Origin of the sequence: Breznakibacter xylanolyticus, from assembly GCF_003254275.1 — a bacterium.
Classification (GTDB): domain Bacteria; phylum Bacteroidota; class Bacteroidia; order Bacteroidales; family Marinilabiliaceae; genus Breznakibacter; species Breznakibacter xylanolyticus.
This window is the reverse complement of the sequence record NZ_QKZK01000002.1, coordinates 128,620-153,175: the sequence shown is the minus strand read 5'-3', so window position 1 is coordinate 153,175 and position 24,556 is coordinate 128,620. Positions and strand designations below refer to the sequence as shown.

Genomic DNA, 24,556 nt, shown 5'->3' with positions numbered 1-24,556 from the left:
CTTAAAAACTGTTTTATTTTCCGAAACATACAAACTATAATATCAAATGAAAAAAGTATTAGTCGCTACCGACAAGCCTTTTGCCAAAATTGCTCTTGATCAAATCCGTGGTATCGTTGAAGGTGCCGGATATCAATTGGCATTGTTAGAAAAATATACAACGCCTCAGCAATTGCTCGATGCTGTGGTGGATGCCAATGCCATGATTGTGCGTTCCGACTTGATTACTCAAGAGGTTGTGGCCGCTGCAAAAGAATTGAAGATTGTGGTTCGTGCCGGTGCCGGTTACGATAACCTCGACCTGGCTGCCTGTTCGGCTGCCAACGTGGTGGCCATGAACACTCCCGGACAAAATGCCAATGCCGTGGCTGAACTTGCTTTCGGTATGATGGTGATGTTGGTGCGCAACAACTACAACGGTACTTCAGGAACTGAGTTGCGTGGTAAGAAAATTGGTATTCATGCTTATGGAAATGTTGGCTATTATGTGGCTAAAATTGCCAAAGGTTTCGGGATGGAAGTGTTTGCTTTCGACCCCTTTGTGAGCAAAGAAAAAATGATGGCCGATGGAGTAACGCCTGTGGCTACGGTTGAAGAGTTGTATAAAACTTGCCAGTTCGTATCGCTGCACATCCCTGCAACAGAAACAACTAAAAAATCGATCAACCATGGTTTGTTGTCGTTGATGCCTAAAGGTGCAATGCTGATTAACACTGCCCGTAAAGAGGTGATTCACGAAGAGGACTTGGTGAAATTGATGAGTGAGCGTGCCGATTTTCGTTACGTTTCAGATATCGAACCGGGCAACAAACAGGAGTTTGCTGATAAATTTGCCGGTCGTTATTTCTTCACTCCTAAAAAGATGGGAGCTCAAACCGAAGAGGCCAATATCAATGCCGGTGTGGCTGCTGCCCGCCAAATTGTCGCTTTTTTCGAAAAAGGTGATGAAACTTTCCGTGTGAACAAGTAATTTTTGTGCTAGTACGAATCAAAAAGCCCGCTTCAACAAAGCGGGCTTTTTGATTATGGTGTGTTGGATGTGTTGATTATTAGTTGTTTGTAAAAAGTTCTGCTTCCAATTCCCCGGGATAGCCCCCCTTTTTGGGGTGTTGTAAATGCAACTTTATTTTTCATTTTTCACGAAGTTATGGTTATTTCTGATCGGCATAACGGTTTTATATTTGTATCAGAACAAATGACCATGGGTTACGGGAATAACAAATGGTTCTTTTTTCTCAGCTTGTGTTTTGTAATCGTGTAAAGTATTAAATGCATTCGATAATCAATAGCAATTGTGATTCGTAAATTTTAGGTTTTAATGGTTGAAACAGTGTGTCAGACAGTCTTTTTAATTCAGGTTTTGTACATTTCTGATTTTGAATTTTGATGCCTCTAGTTTCTCTTTATCAATTGGTTTTTATTCAGACTGTCTGATTTTAAAAAAGACCCGGTAAACGTACCGGGTCTTTTTTTTATGCATTCAGTTTCTCTTTTTTTCCGTCGGAGATGCTGATGTGTGAGAAGAATAAACATGACGTGTTTAAGCTTTGAGAGGGCTCGTGTTTCTTGAGTAATGAAATGCACAAGCCTTTCAAACAGTGGTTGTTATTGATTGATGGCATCATGTGAGCGACATGCACAGTAATATCGGATGATGCGTTCAATAGAAGGGGCGCAGATTTGTGTGTAGTCGATCTCCCCGGGAGCTACAAATAAATAACCGCTGATGTCATCGCAGGCCGTGATGTGGGAAAAGTCTTTCACCCGCACCACAAAACCTAAATCGGTTGTATACACCGTAAAATTAGAAAAAACATATTCATTGGGGAACGAAATCAGGTATTGGCTTTGGGTTACCTCGAGATGTAATTCCTCGTCTATTTCACGTCTGAGTGCTTCTTCGGCTGATTCCAAAGGGTCAACAAATCCTCCGGGCAGGTCGAGCATGCCTTGATTGGGAGCAAAGGCGCGGCGGGTGAGCAATATTTCACCCCGGTCGTTTTCAATCACAGCCGCAATTGCCGCAGCTGTGTTGATGAAAAAGTGGAAGTCGCATTGTCGGCATCGAAACGATTTGTGTCCGTCGAAGGGAAATTCCCTACTCCCGCACTTGGGGCAGTAGTGAAGCACTTTTCCGGGGTGTGTCATAATTGTGGGTTTTTGTGTTTAAATCAGTCCAAATATCGGGGAAAACAGGGGACTTTTTGTTATCATTGGCGGACTTTAATAATCTTTTGGGTGTATGATATTTCTTGCTGCCATCGATTTTTCATTACCACTGACGAGCCCTGTGTTGATATTTTCACTTATTCTTTTTGTGATCTTATTTGCTCCATTGTTGCTCAATAAGTTGAAAATCCCCTATTTAATTGGGCTCATTATTGCGGGTGCGCTCATTGGCCCAAATGGGTTTAATTTGTTGTTACGCGATAGCAGTGTGGTTCTTTTTGGAACGGTCGGGCTTCTATACATCATGTTTCTCTCAGGACTCGAAATCGATTTGGCCGAATTTAAAAAAAACAGTGGACGCAGCCTGGTATTTGGACTTTACACTTTTTTGATTCCCATGTGCATTGGAACAGTTGCCGGTGTGTATGTGCTGGGATTGTCGCTGATGTCGAGCGTGTTGCTGGCCAGTATGTTTGCTTCGCATACACTGATTACTTATCCGATTGTCAGTAAGTTGGGAGTGGTTCGTAATCGAGCCGTTACGGTGGCCGTTGGCGGAACCATGATTACTGACACGTTGGCTTTATTGGTGCTGGCAGTGGTGGCCGGTATGGCAACCGGTGAACTCACCAATTTGTTTTGGATTCAATTGAGTGTGTCGATGGTCGTGTTTGGCGCAGTGGTGTTGATTGGTTACCCCATGTTGGGGCGATGGTTTTTTAAGCGGTTTAACGATCATGTTTCGCAATATATTTTTGTATTAGCGATGGTGTATTTGGCTGCGTTCATGGCCGAGATGGCCGGTGTTGAGGCAATTATTGGGGCATTTTTAGCCGGATTGGGACTTAACCGGCTCATCCCCCATACTTCATCTCTTCTGAATCGGATTCAATTTGTGGGCAATGCTTTATTTATCCCTATTTTTCTGATAGGGGTGGGGATGCTCATCGATTATCGTGCTTTTTTTTATGATTGGGAGGCGCTTAAGGTGGGGGGAGTGATGGTGGCTGTGGCAATGGGAGCCAAGTATTTGGCTGCATGGTTGACTCAAAAAACATTTGGTTATACCACAGACGAGCGTAAGGTCATTTTTGGCTTGAGCAATTCTCAAGCTGCTGCGACTTTGGCCGCTGTATTAGTGGGATATAATATCATTTTGGGATCAGATCCCGGAGGAGAACCCATTCGTTTGCTCAATGACAGTATCCTGAATGGAACCATCCTGATGATTTTGGTTACATGCACGGTGTCATCCTTTGCCACGCAAAGGGGGGCTCAGCTATTGGCTCTTGTTGATGCCGCTCAGACAGACAGAAGTCAGGAGCCTTCTTTGTGTGATGAGCGGATATTAATCCCGGTCAATAATGTTGAGACAGCCGAAGATTTGATTCACCTGAGTGTGGCTCTTAAATCGCGCCACAATCACGAGGGGATGTTTGTGCTCAATGTCATTAAATCGAACGAAGGAGTGGGCCATGGAGAGAAAAATGCCCGACAGATGCTCGAAAAGGCTCAAATCATTGGGGCTGCCACCGATGTTGCTTTTCAGCAACTGATGCGATACGATCAGGATGTGATCAATGGTATTAAAAGTGTGGTGAGGGAGAAAACCATTTCTGATTTGATTCTTGGACTTCATCATCAGAAAAACATCTCCGACTCTTTTTTAGGAGGACTCACAGATGGTTTGCTGGCCAACAGCAATGCCACGACCTTCGTTTATAAGCCCTTTCAGCCTTTGGCTACAGCTAAGCGCACGCTGGTGTTTATTCCCGAATACGCCGAACAGGAAATCGGTTTTGTGAACTGGTTAACTAAAATATGGAACTTGGGACGTAACAGTGGTTCTACGTTGGTGTTTTTTGCGGCTCCCGAAACCTTGGCGGTGATTCGACATGTGCATTTGCGCCATCCGGTGGAGGCTTTGTTTTATGAGTTTACCGACTGGGATGATTTTTTGGTGTTGGCAAAACAAATTAAAAAAGACGACATGTTGCTGATTGTGATGAGCCGTAAGGGACATGTGTCATATCATCGAGCCATGGTGCGCATTCCTGATTATTTGAATAAATATTTTCAGGGTCACAACTATATTCTCATTTATCCGGTTCAGGCAGGGGAGTGGAATAGTGAGCCGGGAGTGCAGAATATTTCATCATTTGAGCCACTTAAAGCCAATTTACAGCGCATTGAGCAAATGGCTCGTACCATTAGCCACTTGCTAAGTCGGAGATGAGTCCGAAACTATAAAAACAAAAAAACCATCTGTTGCGATGGTTTTTTGTTGGGTATCATATCCGAGAATTAATCCTCGTCTTCATCTTCGATTTCTTCGACGGCCACATCGTCATCGTCGTCATCGTCAAAGTCTTCTTCAGCGTCATCGGCTTCGTCGGCCTCTTCGTCGTTGCCAAATTCGTCTTTAAATTCAGCATCCAAATCTGGCTTGCCGCTATCTTTAATGAACACATCCTCAACAAAGTCATCTTCTTCGTCAATGATTTTGGTTTCTCTCACGGGCATCTTGACCAAATAATAGCGGTCTTCAGTTTCGAAGGGAAGGGCGCTAATTAACATGCCATCTTTATTGGTAATGGAAATCAGCGCATTTCCGTACCCGTTGGGATAGGTTTCTTTAATTCTCTCTTGAATAGCTACATCCAGCTTTTCGTAATCCTTAATTACCCGAGGCTTGTTATTGTTCATGTTGACCTATTAAAATAGTATTTTGATATTTATTTAGATTGCTTGTTTTTCTTTTTAACGATTTCCAGTGGAAAGGTTTCAAAAAAAATCGGGCTTTTCAACACCCCTTTAGTGTTGTTTTTCGATGGGATAAACCGCATCTATCCTGTCGCAAATATAGAATGCTGTTTTGAAAATGGAAATATCTTTTTCATCTTTTCCCTAATTTTTAATTGATGATAGTCATTGCTTGATTCCTTGGTGGTTGTGGGTTTGGATGTTCGTCTTTCTGAGGTGTTGTTTGTTTTTTTCGTGTGGCGGTGGTATGGGGGGGAGGTTGGTTGGCGTAATCTTGCGCCTGGTTATTGAAATGGTGCGTTTGATTGATATTTTTTTTCCACATGCCGCATTCGTTTATTTTTGTAGTATGAATAAGAGTGTTTTCAATCAGTGGATGGAAATCCTGGCCCATGCTGCCATTTGGGTGGGATATAGTTTTTTGGTTTTTTCAGTGCCTATTGCCAGTGCTGATACTTTGTCGTTGGCTTGGTTTTATGTGTTGCGGGCGTTGGTGGTTAATTCATTGTTGTTTTATGTTAATATTTATGTACTGTTGCCCCGTTACATTGCTAAAAGCCGATACCTTGGGTATATCCTCATCACGCTGGCTCTGTTGATGATTACCACATTAATGTTTCAATATACTGAGCATTGGTTTGGGTTAGATGAATTTAAGGAGCGTATGGGGCGGTTTCCCGAACATTTTAACGGAATGGAGGGGCGTGAAGGAGTGCCTCCATTGCCCGACGGAGAGAGAGGAAGGCTGATGTTGAAACCTCTGTTAATGGGGCCAACCATGGCCTTTGGATTTATGTCGGCCTTGGGGATTTTGTTTATCAGCACCATTTTTTGGATGATGAACGAAACGCGGATGCGCCGTCAGCGTGAGATGGCATTGGTGACTGAAAATTTGATGACCGAGATGAAGTTCCTTAAATCGCAAATCAATCCTCATTTCTTGTTCAATGCCCTCAATAATATCTATTCCTTGTCGAGGTTGCGATCCGAAAAGGCTCCCGATATGATTCTGAAACTCTCAGACATGCTTCGGTTTGTGCTATACGAGTCGGAGGATAAAAAAGTACCGCTGGGGCGTGAGATGGACTACATTTATCATTATGTCGATTTTCAGAAGATCAAGATTGAAGGCGAACCTCGTATTGTGATGGAAATGGATGGAGCCGACCGGATGCTCAAGATTGAGCCGATGCTCCTGATTCCCTTTGTTGAAAACTGTTTCAAGCACAGTAAAATTGAGGACGTGCGTCACGGGTGGATGCACATGAAGCTCACCACGGCTTACGACAAGCTTTATTTCGTGGTGGTTAACAGTCTGCCATCTACGGCCGTGCAGGTCGATCCCATGGGGGGAATCGGCATTGAGAATGTGAAGAAGCGTTTAAATTTCCTGTACCCAGGAAAACATCGTTTGGATATTGAGCGTAAAGATAAAGAGTACCGCGTTGAGTTGGTATTAGAGTTGAAGTGACGTTTGTGCATGGTTTTTTTATTGAATGAAATGGGGCATCACTAACACTCCGACACGCAGGTGTATAATGATTCGCCGATGTGCAGAATTATTGAAATGTAAAAATTCATTAGCGCAAAATGTCCAGTCGTGAAATGGGATTAAACGAAACAGCTTCGATTTCCCTTTTGGGGGGATGAGGGGGCTATAATTAATTATACATGAAACAATCATGACGGTCACCAAGCGACATTTAGGTAGATGATTAAACCTCTTCTTTTCCTTGTGTCATGATAATCAAGTGTTAATGCTTTTTTAAACACATGAAACGAGCCCATAGCAAGCCTTGCTCACGCTCAAGGATGACTATTGGCGAGTTCCATATGGCCAATGAAAAACAAATTATAATCATATGAAAATGAAATGTATTGTTGTGGATGATGAGTTTCCTGCCCGTGCTCTGTTGCAGGATTACATTAGTAAGTTTCCCGATTTGGAGTTGGTGGGCAGTTTTGCTTCCCCGGTGAGCGCCTTGTCGGCCATTCAAACCGGTGGCTGTGATGTGTTGTTTCTCGATATTCAGATGCCTGATATCAGCGGAGTTGATTTTTTGAAGTCACTCACGCGTAAACCTCTGGTGGTGTTTACCACTGCTTATCAGGAATACGCCATTGAAGGTTATCAATTGGATGTGTTGGATTATTTGCTCAAGCCTTTTTCGTTTGAGCGTTTTGTGCAAACCATTAACAAGGTAAACGACCGTATGCTTAAAGAGGCTGCAGCTTCTGCGTCAGTTGTTGCGGGAGGCGATTCAGGAACTGACTTAGATCAGTTCATTGCCATTAAAGCCGATCATAAGGTGCACCGGATTCGTTACGAAAACATCGTGTACATTGAGGGACTTCGGGAGTATGTTTCATTTTTTTGTAAAAATGAAAAGATCATTACGCTTGAGTCGTTGCGCAATCTCGAAAACACTTTGCCACAGAACCGTTTTATCCGTGTTCACAAGTCATATATTGTCAATTCGCAGCATGTGAAATCGTTGTATGGGAATATGTTGATTTTGGAAGGGGTGAAGGAGCCTATTCCTATTGGCAAATCCTATCGTGATGCTGTGCAGGCGCATCTGTTTGAGGGGCAAAAGTAAGAAGTGATGCGGGGCTGAAACGCAAAAAAAAAAGGCAGATTTTTAATCTGCCTTTTTTTATAGAATTATTTGATTGAGATCAATCGTTGTCGTTTTCGTCAACTTCAGCTGTGGGGTCGAACACAAAGATATCGTCCAGGTCGAGAGATGATGTTTTACCCAGACCAACATAACCTTTGTCACCAACGGTAAATGCAATGGCTTCGTTGCGGGCAACACCTTCAAAGTTGGTTCTTTCAGTCCAAAGATCGGTGAGTGGGTTGTACTCCCAAGTGATTTTACCGGGTGTGCCGCTGCCGCCGGTGGTCACATAGCCCAAGCCTCCCATGACAAACGATACTTTATTGGTGCCGATGATGGTTGAGTAGTCATCATCATAACTCTCGTCGCTGACGTTATAGATTTTACGTTTCTCAGTCCATGGCGATCCAGTTCCACCCAAAAGCGATGGGTCAAATACATATAGCTGCTTGGATACGGTGGAATTGTTCGATCCGCATACCACATAGGCTTTGTCATTGATTACAAATGCAGTGGCATCGCGTCGTTTGTCACCGGGGATTTCAGGGATGGCCACCCATGAGTTGTCAGCCGGGTTAAATTGGTAGAAATCTTTTTTTGCACCATCTTCAGTGTATCCGGTTCCTACATAACCTTTGTCGCCAATTGCGAAAGCCACAGCACCATAGCGCGCATCTCCGGGGAATTCGTTGGTTTCTGTCCATTCGTCGGTGGCCGGATTGTAGACCCAGAAGTCTTTACATTTGTTTTTTCCATCAAAACCCGAACCGACTACACCTTTGCCATCCACCGCAAACGCGACAGCTTTGTTGCGACCTACACCCGGGAAATCTTTCAGTTTAGTCCATTCTTTTTTGTTGACGTTATATTTATAAAAATCCTGATAACGTTTGGTTTCTTCGCTGTTGTAACCGAGCCCCATGTATACTTCTTCGTTGATCACAAATACAACGGCACCGCTGCGAGGAGCTCCGGTAAAGGTGTCGTATTTAGTCCAGTTTCCCACCAGTTCTTCTTCGTCATCGTCGCTACATGCGGTCATGGTCAAGGAAAGTAAGAGCGCCATTAAAGGCCATTTTATCCAACTTTTTGCATTCATTTTTAAATAATTATAATGGTTTAAGCAAATATAAAACGATGTTGATGTCAGCAAGGTATCTATTCAATGAAATCCCAATTTTTAAGGGGCAAACGACGCATTTCAACCGATAATAACTACCTTGCAGAAATTTTGATAAAAATACAGTTTTTTATAGAAGCAAATACCCGATTGATTGAAAAAAATTCGCAGTTTCGCCCCATCAGCGTAGTTTTGAATTTTATTGAAGCAAATTATTGAATGAAGATGTATATGAGAAAAAAGTGGCTTGAGGTTTTCGCAGGTGTTTTCCTGTCCGGTTTGATGATGACTGGCGGATTCGGTTGCAGTTCCGGTGATCAGGATGGCGTGGATGTGGGTGGACAGTTTATTGAGTCCTCTACTTATGCTGAGATGATTGATTCTGTGTCGATTCGCTTTTCGACCATTCGGGTCGATTCGATACAAACATCAGGCATGGGTGTGGCATTGGTGGGAACACATCTGCAGCCCGGGGTGGGAACTTCTTCGGCGCATTCATATATGGCCATGACTTATTCGGCGGGCATCCCCGATGAAAAAGAGATTTTCGATTCGTTGACCATGGTGCTTAAATATTCGGGCTATTGCAAAGGTGATACCATGCAGCCTTTTATACTTGATGTTTATCGCATGAATGAAATGTTTGAGTCGAAGAATGCCGATAGAACCAATTATTATTTCAATAATCAGAGCTTTACGCATGATACCGATCCGGTTGGTTCTCACGCTTTTTGGCCTCAACCCAATGTTGGGAAAAAAATCGTTGAGTTTCGTCTTTCGGATGACCTGGGACAGGAAGTCTGGTCGTTTATCAATACGAAACCTACTGAAGGAACTACAATAGATGATATTTTTAAAGGGTTTGTGTTGAAGGGCGATCATCCTGATAACAAAGCTCTGTTGGGTTTCTCTATGTCTGATACGCTTGGGTACATCAAGGTTTATTCACACAAGGTGGGAAGTGAAATACAGGAAATCAGTCGTCGTATTACTCTCAAAGGCACCTCATATCAATTTAATCACATCGACCTTGAATTGGAAAATAGCCAATTGGCAGGAAAAATTGAATCGGGTGAGTGGACTGAGCTGAATCGATTGGACGAGGCCGACAATCTTGGCATGAGCTTGACGCATGCTGGTACAGGTTTTCAAACTCGTGTGGATATCCCTTATTTGGAGCGTTTGGTGGCATTTAAAGACATGGGGCGTTTTGTGAAAGCGGTTCTGTATGTTCGTCCGGCGGAGGGAACCTATGAATTGAATAATTTACCATCGGCCATCTCAATTGGTCTGCTCAATAAGGTGAATGGGGTAGAACAATATTATACTGATGCCAACAAAAAAACATTAACCGGCAACCTGGTGAAGGATGGAGCTGAGAATGTCAATACCTATTATTCTTACGATGTGACCTCATATTTAAATACCATGCTTGCCAATTATGAGTATTATAAGGATTATGGACTGGTACTGACCATTCCTTCTGAATCATTTAACAGTTCCGTCGACGGAATTGCATTTGCTGGCGGGTCATTAGGGCGAAACAGTCGTTCGTTTATAAAACTGTTTTATTATAGTTACGACCAAGAGCGGCGTTAATGGTTGGTGTGAGTCAGGCTCTAATTGCTGCAACGATAAGTATTGGTGTGTAATGATGATTTTTGAACTTAAGTAATTGACGTTAATTCAGATGAATTCGATAAATAAAATTCAATCAGCCATTGTAGGGGTAATGATGATGATGATGGGAATCAGCGTGACGGGGCAGCATCAAACCGGGTCGCCTTATTCCATGTTTGGGGTGGGAACCATTAATCCCGGTGGTGATGTGGCTGCCATGTCGATGGGGGGAGCCGGTTTTGCCCTGCCGTCGCAAAACCGCATTAACTTATTGAATCCCGCATCGCTAACGGGCATCGACACGTTAGCATTTTTGATGAATGCCCAGTTGGGGGGGTACATGAGTCGTTATGGTACTTCGGCTTCGACTCAAAATGCTTCGGATGCCAACTTTGATGCCGTTTCGTTTGCCTTCCGCATCAAGCCGTGGTGGGGGTGTGCCTTTGGCCTCAATACGTATTCGCATATCGGTTACACGGTATCATCGACCAATGACATTCATGGAAGTTTTTCAACTTATAGTAATCAATATAAAGGCTCCGGAGGGGTAACGCGTTTACAGTTGAGCAACGGTTTTCGTTTGGCCAAGGGTCTTTCGGTGGGGATTGAAACCTCTTTGTTGTGGGGGCAATTGGTGTCAACCGAAACAAGTCAGTTTTCAAGCATTAGTGGGCAAGATATCAGCAATGAACGAACCTATCATTTGAGTAATTTCTATTTCTCGGGAGGGCTTCAGTATCAGTTGGACATCGACACAAAGAACACACTGATGTTGGGGCTTGTGGCAAATGCCAAAACTACGCTTGCGACGAGTTATAATCAGATGATTGCCAGTTCGGGTGGTGAGCAGTATGTAAATAAAGACGATCGTGCTGCGGATTATCAGTTGCCTGTTGGTGGCGGTTTAGGATTCGCTTATCGATACAACAATACCTGGACTCTGGCTGTAGATGGTTTGTTTGGCCAATGGTCGGATGTCGATAAAGATATGCGCTATGCTAAGTATACCGATAGTTATGGGGTGAATGCCGGTTTGGAATACGCACCACAGAAAAACGCCTTTCAATCGGTTTTTTATCGCATGAAATATCGGGCAGGACTCTTTTATCGAAACACTTATTTGAATATCAGCGGGAATGATATTGTTGAGCGGGGTTTTTCAGCCGGTATTTCTATTCCTATGCGCAATGTGCGTAATGCCATTCATTTGGGGTACGAATATAAATTGTTAGGAACCCAGTCGGCCGGTCTGATTCAGGAACAGGTGAATACAGTAAAAATTGGGATGTTGCTCTCTGAGACTTGGTTCTTTAAATCGAAGTTTGAGTAATTTTCCCTTGTTGCAAGGATATAAAAAAGGTGCTTCATTTAGATTGAAGCACCTTTTTTGATTTTTAAAGTCTCTCTTTTTTTATGGTTTCAGAGCTTGTCTTTTATTATACCGGAATCGGATATTTCCATTCATGAGCTGCTTTGTACATCTCGATGACATTCTCGATGGGGGTTTCGACCTTTAGTTTATGCGATGGCCCTAAGATGAAGCCTCCTCCGGGAGCCATGGTTTCGAGCAGTTCATTGACGCCCTGTCGCACTTCGTGGGGAGTGCCCTGTCGAAGCAGTAATTCTTCATCGAGGGCTCCCGAGAAACAGATGTAATGGCCGAAATCTTTTTTAAGACCTTCGGGGGACATCCCGGTCATACGCGTTTGAATGGGGTCGAGCACATCGGCACCAATAGCAATAAACTCAGGAATGAGTTTACGCACACTGCCGCAACTGTGCATGTAAAAGTGGGCACCGTGTTTGCGTGCAATGGCCACGATTTGTTCAAAAGCCGGTCGGCACAAGGTCTCCCAATGTTCGTGGCTAATCATCAGCCCTTCGTGGGATCCAAAATCATCGGCTATGCGAAGGAAGTCGATGCGTTTGCCGGCGACTTCAAACATTTTTTCAACAAAATCGACATAGAAAGCAGTGATGCGGTGCACTATTTCGTTGAAGAATTTGGGGTGATACACCATTACATCTAAAAATGTTTCGCGCCCAATTAATCGTTGAATGATGCGGAACAGGCCGGGTGAAGAATAGCCCGGAGCTGTCATGATGGCATATTGCCGGTATTTCTTTAGTTGTGCATCCAGCGATTTGAAGTCGAATAAATCGGTGGTGGGCCAGGGATATTTTTCAAGTGCTGCCAGGTCGGTGATGCCGGCCAAAGGAAACTGATCGGCTTCCCAAAATTCATATTCACCATGCTTGATGCGGCTGTAACCGACTCCCCATATGTCTTTTTTTGTGCTTGAGCTAATTAACTTGGGGCCGATGTATTTGGGTTCAACCCATCTGAAATCAACATCTAAATATTCAAGTAATTCATCCCTTGTTTTCAAGCCTAAATGCGACATCATTTTTTCACCAAATTCCGGCACGTCCCAGTAAAATAAGGGAACCCTGTCGAGATTTGGGTCTCTGTTAAGAGCCGCCATGACTCGTTCCTTGTGGTTCATAAATGATGATTTTTGTTTTTTGTCAATAATTTGATGAAATCAGAAAAACTTTCCGAAATTATAAACTTATTTCAAAAAAACAAATTTTTAGGGTTGTTAAGATTTGATGATGGTGGTTAAAGTGATGATTCTTATGAATTAGTGGGTTCTGGTGGGTGTTTACATTAACGTTTAGGGGTTAAGGATGATTTAGTTCGACCGTGTCACCACACCGGAGGCCTTCATGAGTGTGGTTTCACGCACATCTATAGAGACTTGGGGAGAACCACTGTAGTAAACTGAGCCGGTTGAATAAATCACGGCATTGAGTTGTGCCTGGCAGTGGAGATAGCAGTTGGCATTTGAGCGATGGGTGATGTTTGTTTCTTGGGTGATTAATTTGCTAGCATCAAGGCCGGTGCAGCCTTCGAGGTAATAATTGGCCTGTTTTACTGTGCCTTCGAGGTGGTGCATGCTTTGATTAATGCCCCCGTAAACTGCCAGTTGAAAAGTGTTACAGTTGAGTTTCAGGTCGGTTTCGGAGTAGATGCCACTGCCGTTGACAACAATATGGAGTTGGGTGACGGTAATGGGAGATGGACTGCAGATTATGCCCGGGGCGTTGAGGGTGATGTTTTGGATCAGAGATGCAGGAAGCGTGAGGGTGCCTATTTTCTCTTTTTGAAGAATGGATGATTGTTGATGCCCGATGGTCAATGTGCCATTCTCGACCGTTAATTGATAGCCGTCAATGATGAAATCGATCCCATGTAGCCGGGTTTCATCGGACGACAATCCATTGGTCAGTTCTACTCTGCAGGGTGCTTGCAGATTGATGGCGTTAAATGGTTCAAGCGATACCGGGATGGTATCTTGTTGACCCGTTTTGTCAAGGTTGGCGATGTAGTCGCATGACGTGAATAGGGCGAGGAATAGCAGGAGACAAATGGCTTTCATGTGGAGGGGTGTCTGTGTTGGTTGGTGCGGTATTTCAGGCGGTAACCCAGCCCGAATTCGATGAACTCGGCTGCGAAAAAGTTGGCTTTGATGCCAAAGTGACCCAATAGATGGGGAGTGATTTGCTGACGAATGCCCAGTCGGGCATAGACGGGCTGGCGCGGCGGGGTGCTTTTGTATAAATAAACGCCCGTATTGACATATAAAGTGGTGGTTCCCAAAAGTGCCTGCGCACCGGCCAAGGCGCCCACATAAAGGTTGTCGGCCATGGTGTAGCGGGCGTTTTCGTCCATGTTTTGGAATTTAAGATTGGCATAGGGTGCTCCGCCAAAGTGTATTAAATCGAGGCCTCCGGTGTAGGCCACCGTTTTTTTACGAAACCATACATGGTTGATGGTAAGGCTTCCCGACCAATAACGCTGGGGGTTATAGGCTGCAGCTTGGTTGCGTCCAATGCTTCCCGTGATGATCCATTCTCTGGAGTTGTCTAATGGTGCGCGTTGTTGCGCAATGACGGGTTCCGGGCTGGCATTGGGAATCCACGTGGTGCCTAGTGAAATGGTGGCCGTGTTGATGCCATTGTTGGGTTTCTTTGACGATCCGTTGGAGAGGTGGTTGAGTGAAAAGGTGGTGTTGATAATCAGTTGTTTGCTAATCCGGTAATTGAGCAGGGCTCCCAATCCCACGTAAGCGTTCAGGTGCGAACCAAATACTGTGTTGTAACTATTGGTTTCCACATCAAAGGGCTTGGTGGCGTATCCTAGGCCTAGCGCCACTCGATATTTGGCCGAGAAGCGTCCTGCATCAAACATCCTGAAGTTGATGAACGGATACACTGCGAAACCATTTCCGTAAATGTTGGCGTTTCCGAAGCTGCTGACCCATAGTCCGATGCCGGTTTCCGGCTTGTTGAGATAGGTTTCCCAAAGGTTTTGTCGGTAACGTTTACGGGTAATGTTGATTTCCATGCCCCGCGAGTAATCGTTAATCAGGTAAGTCATGGAGGTGTGGTGGGGCACCACGATGCCGTAATGGTAGCGTCCCGTGACCTGTATGCGGGTGCTGTCGTTACCCGGCAGATGTTGTTGTGCCAACATGGGCGAGGAGAGGCTAACAGCAAGACATAGTAATAGAGCTTGATAAAACGGTTTCACAATCAAATGGGATAGGGCAGTGTCGTAATTGTGTTAAAAAACCTCGTTTGCCTTGCGAATGTGTGGGCAAACGAGGGGTTTGTTTCAATGAAGTTTAAAACTGATTGACTGCTTTTCTGATTTCCACCAAGCGGGTGAGCAGACCTTCCAGTTTGTCGAGGTGCAGCATGTTGGCGCCATCGCTTTTGGCATTGGCGGGATCGAAGTGGGTTTCCACAAACAGGCCGTCGACCCCTACGGCCACGCCGGCGCGGGCAATCGTCTCAATCAGTGCGGGTTTGCCTCCGGTGACACCCGAAGCCTGGTTGGGTTGTTGCAGCGAGTGGGTGATGTCGAGCACCACCGGAACTCCCATTTGTTGCATGGCCGGGATGCCACGGTAGTCAACAATCAGATCGTAATAGCCAAAGGTGCTGCCGCGGTCGGTGAGGATCACCTTGTCGTTTCCTGAGTCGCGAACCTTGTCCACGGCAAATTTCATGGCTTCGGGGGCCAAAAATTGTCCCTTTTTGATGTTCACCACCTTGCCGGTTTGAGCTGCGGCAATGAGCATGTCGGTTTGACGACACAAAAAGGCCGGTACTTGCAACACGTCAACATATTGGGCTGCCATGGCGGCTTCTTCGGCTGAGTGGAAGTCGGTCACCGTTGGCACGCCAAAGGTGTTGCGTACTTTCTCGTGTATCTTGAGGGCTTTTTCGTCGCCAATGCCGCTGAACGAATCGATGCGCGACCGGTTGGCCTTGCGGTACGATCCTTTGAAGATGTATGGGATTTGCAGCTTGTCGGTAATCTTTACAATGTGTTCGGCAATGCGCATGGCCATCTCTTCGCCTTCGATGGCACAGGGACCGGCCATTAAAAAAAAGTTGCCGCTTTGTGTGTGGCGCAGCTGGGGGAGGTGTTGTATCATATTTGTATGGTGTTATTTACCGTATTGGTTCTTCCAGAGTTCTTTCATCAATTGAGCCGTTTTTTGTTCCTGCGGGTTGTTTTGTGGGGTGTAAAGGCGGTTGGTTTTTAATTCGTCGGGCAAAAATTGTTGTGCCACAAAATTGTTGGGGTAGTCGTGCGAATATTTATAGTTTTCGCCGTAGCCCATTTGCTTCATCAGTTTGGTTGGCGCGTTGCGCAGATGCAGAGGGACAGGCAGGTTTCCGGTTTGGCGAACCACTTCTTGCGCCTGGTTGATGGCCATGTAGGCTGAGTTGCTTTTGGGGCTGGTGGCAAGGTAGATGGTGGTTTCGGATAAGATGATGCGCGACTCGGGCCAGCCCACCATTTGAATGGCCTGGAAGCATTGTGTGGCCAGCAACAGGGCATTGGGGTTGGCCAGGCCGATGTCTTCGGATGCCGAGATGATGAGGCGTCGGGCAATGAATTTGGGATCTTCGCCACCCTCAACCATTCGGGCCAGCCAGTAGACGGCCGCATCGGGGTCACTCCCGCGTATTGATTTGATGAAGGCCGAAATGATGTCGTAATGCATCTCGCCGTCTTTGTCGTACTGGGCGGGGTTTTTCTGAAGGTATTCGGTGACCTTGTCGTTGGTAAATTCTACCATGTCGCCCTCTTCGCCGTTGGCCACCAGCTCAATGATGTTGAGCAGTTTGCGTGCATCGCCACCTGCAAAACGCAGCAGGGCTTCTTTGTTGGTGAGTTTGAGCTGGCGCTTTTGCAGCAGTACATCCTCGGCAAAGACGCGATGGAGCAGGTCGAGCATGTCTTGTTCTTCAAGCGACTTGAGAACGTAAACCTGACAGCGCGACAGCAGCGGGGTAATGACTTCGAACGACGGGTTCTCGGTGGTGGCACCAATGAGGGTCACCACGCCCTGTTCTACGGCTCCCAGCAGACTGTCTTGTTGTGATTTGCTAAATCGGTGTATCTCGTCGATGAACAGGATGGGGGCGGCTGAGTTAAAGAAACGGCTGTTTTTTGCCTTCTCGATAATCTCTCGAACGTCTTTCACCCCCGAGTTGATGGCCGACAGTACGTGAAACGGTCTGTTCATTTGGCTGGCGATGATTTTGGCCAGCGTGGTTTTTCCCACTCCCGGAGGGCCCCACAGGATGATGGACGACAGGTTGCCCGACTCGAGCATGCGACGCAGCACGGCTTTTTCGCCCACCAGATGTTTTTGCCCAATGTATTGGTCAATTTTGGTGGGGCGCATGCGTTCGGCCAATGGCGGGTATCCGTTCATCGTGGGAGTGTTGTGACTTTTGTATTTTAAAAAAGCAGACAAATTTACAAAAACCCCTCGTTGGAGGATGCCTTTATTGAAAATTGTATCACCTTGTTTCAACCTTTCGATAGCGATGATTGTTTGGTATCATAAACAGACCACCATGGTTTCCAGAAAGTGGGTTGTGTTGGTGTTCATCTTTCTAAGTTATACAACGATGACAGTATCGGGTCAAGGCAATGTGCGTGAAACAGCCACTCTGGGGGGTGGATGTTTTTGGTGCTTGGAAGCACTGTTTCAGATGGTTGACGGGGTTGAGGCTGTGGTGCCTGGTTATTCGGCCGGGCATACATCTGAGCCGACTTATCGGGATGTTTGCACCGGGCTGACCGGCCATGCCGAGGTGGTGCAGATTGTTTTTAACCCTGCGAAAGTGAGTTATCGGCGGTTGTTGGAGTTGTTTTTTGAGTCGCACGACCCTACAACCGTGAATCGTCAGGGAAATGACATTGGCGATCAATATCGATCCATTCTATTGTATCATACCCAGCAGCAAAAACAGGTGGCCATTGATGTGATTCAGGCTCTTGAAAAATCGGGCGAGTTGGGTGACCCCATCGTCACACAAGTGGTTTCATTCGAGCGTTTTTACCCCGCCGAAGCTTATCACCACGATTACTATCGTCGCAATGGCGGTCAGCCATATTGTCGGGCTGTGATTGGCCCCAAGGTGGCCAAATTTCGTCATCTGCTCAATGTAGAGCCATGATGATTTAACGGCGCCAGGGGGTGATTTTTTGTAACGTTTTTTGCGCTTTGTTTTTCTCCCCTTCACTGCCGTTGATGATTATTTCTTCAAGGATCAGTGCCAGTTCGTTAGCCAGGTCGTGGTAACGGCAGGTCAGGCGATAAAGAATTTCCATGCAGTGTGCCCGGTTGGCGATGGGCGTTGCAGGGTTTTGTAACCATTTAAAGCAGATGTCGGCCAATTCGCCATCTTCGAGTTGATCGACGGGGAGTGTCGAGGCCATTTTGAGGATGTGGCGGCGCACGCCGTTGCCGGTTACCTGAGGAAGTGCCGCTATTAAACGGGGGAGAATGGGGGCGATTACCTCGGGGGTGTTTTGTTGCACGTGGTCAATCACCCAGGCTGCTCGCCAGTTGTATGGCGTGTGTTCCGATAGCATGATATCTGTAAGCACTGCAAGCCATTCGGGGTTGGACGACACTTCCTGAGCCATCATCACTGTGAAATTTTTACTCAAATTGTCACCGAGCAATGTGACGAGATGTTGCTGTATATCGGTGATGGGTTGTGGCATGACTTGGGGTGTTGATTTTATGTTGATTTGTGAATGAGGGTTCAAAAATATGTTTATTTTTACCTGTTTTTTTACAGAAATCAATATTGTTAATCAAACCCAATGATTGAAATGAAGCAATTTGCAAAAGTCTTTATGACATTGGCCGTAACCATGGCCGTGGGCGCTCTTTCGGCCCAAAAATACGATTTAAAATACACATTGAAGCAAGGTGACAAGTGGGTCTCCAAGCAGGTGGTGGAGCAAAACATCAACCAGCAGGTGATGGGCATGGCCAACGACATGAAAGTGTCGATGGATGCCACCACTTCAATGGTGGTGGAGTCGGTGGCCGATGGCAACTACCACATGACCATGACTTATGATGCTATGGTGATGAAAATTGAGAGCCCTTTTATGAACATGTCTTACGATTCGTCGCAACCCGCTGACGCGCAAAACCCGATGGCCGCTGCCATGGGGGCTGTGGTGGGACAAACCTATCGGTTTGTGATGACCAACAAGGGTAAAGTATTAAGTGTAACCGGTTTTGATGATTTGATGAGCAAGCTGGTTACGGCAGCCGGAGGTAACGAGTCTGCCGCAAAGCAAGTGGCCGAAGGCCTGAAGCAACAATTCAGCGACGAGGCTATTAAAAGTAGCATCGAGATGTCATCGGCCATGTTTCCCGCTCAGGAAGTGGCCATTGGGGAGACGTGGACGGTTGAGACCGGCATTGCCATGACCGTGAGCATGACCAATGTCAGCACCATGACCCTCAAAGAGGTGAAGGACGGCAAATGGATTGTGGAAGGGGTTTCAAAACTGACTTCGTCTAAAGACAAACCCATCGAAGTGAGTGGCATGACGCAGCATGTTGATATGAACGGCACCACCACTTTTTACTCCGAAATTAGCGCAACAACCGGATGGGTGGTGGCCAGCAAAGCCGACATGAGCATTGATGGCACTGTGACCATGGAAGGTGGCCAGCTCCCCGCTGCCATGGAAATTCCCATGAAAATTAAAGGTACGGTGTCGTCATCCGTCTTGTGATGATTGATGGATGATTTCCGACCAACAAAAAAGCGCGACTCGTATGGGTCGCGTTTTTTTTGTGGTCTCTTAATGGATGTAAGCATCAGTTATCAAGGCTGCCACTCCATTTTCTTATCCATTGGCGGATGTGTTTCAGTGATTTCTCTGACGGCGATACCCCTTCTTGTTGGATGGTTTCGTCGGGCATCAGCTCAAATAAAAAGAGCAACTGACCGGCCATTTGTTCTGGGGTGAGTGTTGTGGTAGAATTTTGTTGCATAGGCACGTTTATGGTGGTTTATATGCATCAAAAACGTGCCCGGGGGGTGAATATTGTGACAGTGTGTTCTGATTTTTTTATACGGTGAGTGACATTTGTCGTTCTTCCACCAGTTTGCGCAGATTGATGATGGCATAACGCATGCGTCCCAGTGCGGTGTTGATGCTCACGTTGGTCTCTTCGGCAATCTCTTTGAAACTCATGCCCTGGTAGTGGCGCATCATCACCACCTCTTTTTGTACGTCGGGCAAATGGTGCACCAGTGAGGCCACATCTTTGAGAATCTGCTCGTAGCTGATTTGTTCTTCAATGGAGGGATCGGAATATTTGGCAGAATTAAAAAACGGGTATTCCTTTTCGTCGGTGGACACGGTGGCCATGTTTTTTTGTCGACGAAAGTGGTCAATCACCAGGTTGTGGGCAATGCGCAAAATCCACGACACAAATCGGCCGTTCTCGGTGTATTGTCCGTTGCGAAGGGATAATAAGGCTTTGCAAAAGGTGTCCTGAAAGATGTCTTCAGCCAAGTGTGGCTGTTTGACGTTCATTAATATGTAGGTGTAAACCCTTTTCTTATGGCGGGAAATCAACACGTCCACACACTCATCATCTCCGGCGATGAATTGTTGTACCAATTCATCGTCGCTCAGTTGCTGTATCCGTTTCATAAATTGTCGATTTTGAATTCAGCGTAGAGGTGTGGCGATAGGCAGAAGGGTTTTGCGGGTGATACTCTCAGGTTTCAAAAAACATTCGAAGAAACTAAAATTAATGTGAAAATCCAAATGCCTTTCGACCATTGTCGCCCGTCTTTTGATGAATGCCTGAAAAATTTCAATCAACGGGCACAATAAAAAAACGTGTGTCCGTTGCCCGACACACGTTTCAATGTTATCATGATGCTGTAACGGGGTTATTCCTGCGGTTCCACCTTGCCGCCAAACGACTCGGATTTTTCAACCTTGGCAGGGTTGCCCATGTAGTAAATGCGGCCACCACCGCCGGCCGTGGCGCTGATGCGTTCTGAAACGTTTACGGTGGCCTGTGCGCCGGTGTTCACTTTTACAAAAGCTTCCTGTGAGGTGAGCGCATCGGCATTGTAACGGGCCGCCGTGTTGGCCACCACGTGCTGCGCCTGGGCTTCGCCAATGAGTTGGATACGGCCGGCCGTGAGCGAGGCCTCCAGTTTTTTCACGTCAACGTCCAGTTCAATGGAGGCGTCGGCACCCACGCTCAGGGTGAGTTTGTCGGCTGTGACCGTGCCGTCGGCATCAATGCTGGCACCGCCTCCGGCATGCAGTTCGGTGATTTTTTTGTAGTGCACATAAGCCGTCACGGCCACACCGGTTTTCATCATGGTTTTCATTTTCAGCACCAGGGTTTTGCCTTCCAGCTGGGTAATCACGTCCTCGGGTTCGGCATTGAGGATGTGGATCACAATTTCTTCTTTATTGCTCTCCACCAGAGTGACGTTGATGCCTTTGCCGGCTTTCACTTTGTCGTAGGGCCCCATGGTGCGGGTGTCGACTTTGGCGTTGGGGTTGGCCGGTTGTTGCGCCATCAGGGGCATCATCATCATGCCCATCAGTAGTAAAATCAAGTTTGCTTTCATTATGTTGTGGTTTTAATTTGTTTAGTGTTAAGTATCAAGTATCAGGTATCAGGTATCAAGTCCCCTTTGTTCTTACATCATGCGTCTTGATACTTGATACTTGATACGTGCATCTTTATACTTATATCTTGCATCGTGCGCCTTCCCAATACAAATATCATGCAAAAAGTTCGCGGATTTCATCTTCCGATAAATCGGCAATGGGGTTGTTGCTGTTAATGAAGGTGTCGGCGAGTTTGGATTTTTTTTCTTGCAGCAGGGCAATCTTCTCTTCGATGGTACCGGTGGAGATGAAGCGGTACACGAACACGTTGCGCGTTTGGCCAATGCGGTGCGAGCGGTTGATGGCCTGCAACTCGGCTGCGGGGTTCCACCACGGATTGAGCAGAAACACGTAGTCGGCCTCGGTGAGGTTGAGCCCCACGCCCCCGGCTTTGAGTGAGATGAGGAAGATGCGGCACTCATCGTTGCTCTTGAAGCGGCGAATGACACCGTCGCGGTCGGTGGTGGCGCCGGTGAGTTTGCTGTAGGTGAGCTGACGTGTCTCGAGCTCTTTTTCAATCATCTGAAGGTCTTTGACGAACGACGAAAACACCAGCACCTTGTGTTTTTCCTGCACGATGCTCTCGAGGTTTTCGAGTATCATTTCGTATTTGCCCGACGAGCCTTCGTAGTTGTCGATCACCAGGGCGGGGTGGTTGGCCAGCTGCCGCATGCGGGTAAGGGCTTGCAGGGCGATCATGCCCGACTTTTGCATGCCGTCGCGCTCGATGGCGCGGATGAGTTCGTTGCGCACGCCTGATTTTTCACGCTCGTAAACTTGTTGTTGCTCGGGCGTCATGTCGCAATAGAGCACCTGTTCCGACACGGGGGGCAGGTCGGTGGCCACCATTTCCTTGGTGCGTCGCAGGATGAAGGGGTGAATGAGGGTTTTGAGCCGTGTCTCCAGTTCCTGCTGTTCGCCGGTTTCTTCTTTTTGGCGGGTGATGGGGGTGACGAATTTGTTTTTGAAAAAGTTGAGCGTTCCCAGCACGCCGGGGTTCACAAAGTTCATTTGTGCCCACAGGTCGCTGAGCGAGTTTTCGATGGGCGTGCCCGTGAGCACCAGCTTGTGGGTGCTTTGCAGCGCCATCACGGCATCGTAAATCTTGGAGGCGGGGTTTTTGATGTTTTGGCTCTCGTCGAGAATGATGTGGTGAAAGGGCACCTGGCTCAGGTAGTCGATGTCGTTGCGCAGGATGCCGTAGCTGGTGAGCACCACGTGGTAGTGGCGCAGCACTTTGGCAATGTCCTTCGACTTGATGCGCTGCTGACCGGTGTACACATACACCTTGAGGGAGGGGGCAAACTTGCGTATTTCGTGCTCCCAGTTGTGCACCAGCGAGGTGGGCATGCCAATGAGCGACGGGGGCAGGTGGCTTTGGTTGAATCCCGTGATGGCCGGGGCATCAAACAGCGATAGCTGCATGGGGGCTTCCGTTTTGGCGGGAGGTGTTTCGTGCTGATGCTGATAAAAATGGAGCAACATGGTGATGGTTTGCACGGTTTTACCCAAACCCATGTCGTCGGCCAGGATGCCGCCGATTTTGTTTTGCGCCAGGGTCACCATCCACGAGAAGCCCATTTTTTGATAGGGGCGCAGCGTGGCTTGCAAGGCGGCGGGGATGTCGATGGTGGTGAAGGCCGCCGATGTGTCGAGTTGGTCGGGGGCGATGCTGTCGAGGCTGGTGGTGACGGCCACGGCTTCTTTGAGCAGGTTAAAGTGGGCCCGATCCAATATCAGGTTGTCGTCGTCGCCCGGTTTGGCAAAGTGCATCAGGTCGCTGTAGCGGGTAAACCACACCTCGGGGATGATGAAATAGGTGCCGTCGGGCAGCTCGAACTCGCGGGTGCGGTGCAGGATGTGTCGCCTGAACTTGTGAAAGGCAATGTAATAGTTGCCCACCTTGACCAAAATGCGCAGGTCGAACCAGTCGTTGCCTTCGGTCACGCGGCTTTCGATGTCGGAGGAGCCAAGGTAGTATTGGGCGGGCATTTGCGACTGTTCGACCTCAATGCCGGCTTCGGTGAGCGTCGCCTGATTGGCCGTTAGCCACGTCACCATGTTGTAGAGCGACAGTTGCGGGTCGTGGGCAAGCATTTGATGGGGGCGGTAATAGCAGTCGGTGGCAGCATCTAACCCCAGAGATCCCAGCAGGGTCACAATTTGCTGTTCCCAATCGGTGTGGCGTTGCAGTTTCACAAAGGTGTAGCGTTGGTTGGTGTGGCGCATCTCCACATACACGCTCGACTTGGTGCCGGCCAGGTAGCTTTTGCCGGCGTAGTTAAATTTGAGGATGAGCACGGGTTGTTGTCCCAGCCCCATCTCGAGCGAGAGGATGGCCTTGCGGGAGCCTTCGCGCTCAATGATGTCGAAGCCCGTGGCCGTGACGGTGAAGTCGCGGATGCAGTTCTTCACAAACTTCTCCATGTAAGTGGGGATGCTTTGGGCGGCAATGCGGATGTGTTTTTTCTCGATAAAGGGTTGCAGTTTTTTGCTGTCGATGTCGGTAAAGCGGTACAGACGGTTGTTGAGGATGAACGAGCAGGGGGCGTGGGTGATGAACCGCGGCTGACGGCCGGTGAGGGCGAAGTCGCGCCCCAGGTCACGCACCAGCAGGCGGTAGTCGAGGGCCTCGGGGGTGAGCTCAAAGCTGAAGACGGCCTCCGAGGGCACCATCGACACTTCGAGCAGGTCGCTGGGGTAGAGGTGGCTGTAGCCGGCATCTTTGAAATAGGCGGGGGTATCGTTGGCCAATGCCAACAGTTCAATGCACTCGAGCATGCGTTTTTCAATCTCGGGGCGGATGTTCTTCTCCAGCGTGTCGTTGGTGAGCTTGTCGTAAAACTCCTTGATGGTCTTCTCGCGCGAGAATTTTTTGTGCAGACGGCGGTCGCTCAGGTAGTCGAGCGTTTTCACCACCTGCTGTTGCAGTTCCGAAAAGGGGCGATCGTAGTCGTTGAGCCGTTCGGGCGTGGCCTGTTCAATGATGCGGATGGGCTGGTTCTCCTGCACCGGTTCCACCATGTAGGGGGTGGCGGTGAGGCCCAGGCGGTGCCGTTCGGTAAATACCACTATCAGTTCTGCGTTCATGGGGCGTAAATGTTTAACATGGGCGCCCGCACTCGAGGCCGTGGCGCGCCCACAAGTTGGCAAAGATATAAACCCGCCCGCCATTTGGGAAGAGGCCAATCTCCTTTTTTGACC

Annotated in this window: 22 protein-coding genes; 8 read left to right on the top strand and 14 right to left on the bottom strand. The window is 47.3% G+C overall.

Annotated elements, in window-relative coordinates; all coding sequences use genetic code 11:
* Positions 1-46 precede the first annotated feature (46 nt).
* Positions 47-970 carry a 3-phosphoglycerate dehydrogenase gene (locus LX69_RS01820; RefSeq protein ID WP_111444103.1) on the top strand — a complete coding sequence of 308 codons (924 nt, stop codon included), beginning with the start codon at positions 47-49 and terminating at the stop codon, positions 968-970.
* 635 nt (positions 971-1,605) lie between these two features.
* Here LX69_RS01820 and LX69_RS01815 read toward each other — a convergent pair.
* Positions 1,606-2,148 (bottom strand): NUDIX hydrolase, encoded by a 543-nt coding sequence (locus LX69_RS01815; protein WP_111444102.1) that lies wholly within the window; start codon positions 2,146-2,148, stop codon positions 1,606-1,608.
* Positions 2,149-2,242: 94 nt separating this feature from the next.
* Here LX69_RS01815 and LX69_RS01810 point away from each other — a divergent pair, with 94 nt between their 5' ends.
* The gene (locus tag LX69_RS01810; RefSeq protein ID WP_111444101.1) at positions 2,243-4,405 is read left to right on the top strand and encodes a cation:proton antiporter; all 2,163 of its coding nucleotides are present in this window, start codon (positions 2,243-2,245) and stop codon (positions 4,403-4,405) included.
* Positions 4,406-4,473: 68 nt separating this feature from the next.
* On the opposite strand, the gene LX69_RS01805 is transcribed toward LX69_RS01810, so the two are convergent.
* Positions 4,474-4,875 carry a hypothetical protein gene (locus LX69_RS01805; protein ID WP_111444100.1) on the bottom strand — a complete coding sequence of 134 codons (402 nt, stop codon included), beginning with the start codon at positions 4,873-4,875 and terminating at the stop codon, positions 4,474-4,476.
* Positions 4,876-5,083: 208 nt separating this feature from the next.
* Entirely contained in the window at positions 5,084-5,257 is a 174-nt protein-coding gene (locus LX69_RS17675; protein WP_170124191.1) for a hypothetical protein, read from the bottom strand.
* Between the two features lie 24 nt (positions 5,258-5,281).
* Here LX69_RS17675 and LX69_RS01800 point away from each other — a divergent pair, with 24 nt between their 5' ends.
* Together LX69_RS01800 and LX69_RS01795 are read left to right on the top strand one after the other, a co-directional pair.
* Entirely contained in the window at positions 5,282-6,403 is a 1,122-nt protein-coding gene (locus LX69_RS01800; RefSeq protein ID WP_170124190.1) for a sensor histidine kinase, read from the top strand.
* Between the two features lie 397 nt (positions 6,404-6,800).
* Entirely contained in the window at positions 6,801-7,532 is a 732-nt protein-coding gene (locus LX69_RS01795; protein ID WP_245934914.1) for a LytR/AlgR family response regulator transcription factor, read from the top strand.
* Positions 7,533-7,611: 79 nt separating this feature from the next.
* On the opposite strand, the gene LX69_RS01790 is transcribed toward LX69_RS01795, so the two are convergent.
* Complete coding sequence (locus LX69_RS01790; protein ID WP_111444097.1) at positions 7,612-8,619, bottom strand: Kelch repeat-containing protein; 1,008 nt, start codon at positions 8,617-8,619, stop codon at positions 7,612-7,614.
* A gap of 285 nt (positions 8,620-8,904) precedes the next feature.
* On the opposite strand from LX69_RS01790, the gene LX69_RS01785 reads away from it, so the two are divergent.
* Positions 8,905-10,272: a DUF4270 family protein gene (locus LX69_RS01785; protein WP_170124189.1), complete on the top strand. Its 1,368-nt coding sequence runs from the start codon at positions 8,905-8,907 to the stop codon at positions 10,270-10,272.
* A 91-nt stretch (positions 10,273-10,363) separates the two neighbouring features.
* The gene (locus tag LX69_RS01780; RefSeq protein WP_146260606.1) at positions 10,364-11,623 is read left to right on the top strand and encodes a hypothetical protein; all 1,260 of its coding nucleotides are present in this window, start codon (positions 10,364-10,366) and stop codon (positions 11,621-11,623) included.
* Between the two features lie 106 nt (positions 11,624-11,729).
* On the opposite strand, the gene LX69_RS01775 is transcribed toward LX69_RS01780, so the two are convergent.
* The 5 genes from LX69_RS01775 to LX69_RS01755 all read right to left on the bottom strand — a co-directional run bounded on the left by LX69_RS01775 (position 11,730) and on the right by LX69_RS01755 (position 17,096).
* Positions 11,730-12,800 carry a uroporphyrinogen decarboxylase family protein gene (locus LX69_RS01775; protein WP_111444094.1) on the bottom strand — a complete coding sequence of 357 codons (1,071 nt, stop codon included), beginning with the start codon at positions 12,798-12,800 and terminating at the stop codon, positions 11,730-11,732.
* 189 nt (positions 12,801-12,989) lie between these two features.
* Positions 12,990-13,736 carry a GIN domain-containing protein gene (locus LX69_RS01770; RefSeq protein WP_111444093.1) on the bottom strand — a complete coding sequence of 249 codons (747 nt, stop codon included), beginning with the start codon at positions 13,734-13,736 and terminating at the stop codon, positions 12,990-12,992.
* Positions 13,733-14,833 (bottom strand): acyloxyacyl hydrolase, encoded by a 1,101-nt coding sequence (locus tag LX69_RS01765; protein WP_111444092.1) that lies wholly within the window; start codon positions 14,831-14,833, stop codon positions 13,733-13,735. The genes LX69_RS01770 and LX69_RS01765 overlap by 4 nt, the downstream gene beginning before the upstream one ends.
* Before the next feature lie 151 nt (positions 14,834-14,984).
* Positions 14,985-15,803, bottom strand: a complete 819-nt coding sequence (gene kdsA / locus LX69_RS01760; RefSeq protein WP_111444091.1) for a 3-deoxy-8-phosphooctulonate synthase — start codon at positions 15,801-15,803, stop codon at positions 14,985-14,987.
* A 12-nt stretch (positions 15,804-15,815) separates the two neighbouring features.
* Positions 15,816-17,096: a replication-associated recombination protein A gene (locus LX69_RS01755; RefSeq protein ID WP_111444173.1), complete on the bottom strand. Its 1,281-nt coding sequence runs from the start codon at positions 17,094-17,096 to the stop codon at positions 15,816-15,818.
* Between the two features lie 145 nt (positions 17,097-17,241).
* Between LX69_RS01755 and msrA the strand changes: the two genes are divergently transcribed.
* Positions 17,242-17,847, top strand: coding sequence for a peptide-methionine (S)-S-oxide reductase MsrA (gene msrA, locus LX69_RS01750; protein ID WP_245934913.1), 606 nt, complete (start codon positions 17,242-17,244; stop codon positions 17,845-17,847).
* 4 nt (positions 17,848-17,851) lie between these two features.
* Here msrA and LX69_RS01745 read toward each other — a convergent pair whose 3' ends face one another.
* Positions 17,852-18,400, bottom strand: a complete 549-nt coding sequence (locus LX69_RS01745; RefSeq protein ID WP_111444090.1) for a hypothetical protein — start codon at positions 18,398-18,400, stop codon at positions 17,852-17,854.
* 111 nt (positions 18,401-18,511) lie between these two features.
* Between LX69_RS01745 and LX69_RS01740 the strand changes: the two genes are divergently transcribed.
* Positions 18,512-19,435, top strand: coding sequence for a DUF6263 family protein (locus LX69_RS01740; RefSeq protein ID WP_146260605.1), 924 nt, complete (start codon positions 18,512-18,514; stop codon positions 19,433-19,435).
* Between the two features lie 85 nt (positions 19,436-19,520).
* Here the strand turns inward: LX69_RS01740 and LX69_RS17670 are convergent, their stop codons facing one another.
* The 4 genes from LX69_RS17670 to LX69_RS01725 form a co-directional block, all read right to left on the bottom strand.
* On the bottom strand, positions 19,521-19,697 hold the full coding sequence (locus LX69_RS17670) for a hypothetical protein (RefSeq protein ID WP_170124188.1): 177 nt from the start codon (positions 19,695-19,697) through the stop codon (positions 19,521-19,523).
* Between the two features lie 77 nt (positions 19,698-19,774).
* Complete coding sequence (locus LX69_RS01735; protein ID WP_111444088.1) at positions 19,775-20,365, bottom strand: RNA polymerase sigma factor; 591 nt, start codon at positions 20,363-20,365, stop codon at positions 19,775-19,777.
* A 245-nt stretch (positions 20,366-20,610) separates the two neighbouring features.
* The gene (locus tag LX69_RS01730) at positions 20,611-21,309 is read right to left on the bottom strand and encodes a head GIN domain-containing protein (RefSeq protein WP_111444087.1); all 699 of its coding nucleotides are present in this window, start codon (positions 21,307-21,309) and stop codon (positions 20,611-20,613) included.
* A 157-nt stretch (positions 21,310-21,466) separates the two neighbouring features.
* Positions 21,467-24,442 (bottom strand): DEAD/DEAH box helicase, encoded by a 2,976-nt coding sequence (locus LX69_RS01725; protein ID WP_111444086.1) that lies wholly within the window; start codon positions 24,440-24,442, stop codon positions 21,467-21,469.
* Positions 24,443-24,556 lie beyond the last annotated feature (114 nt).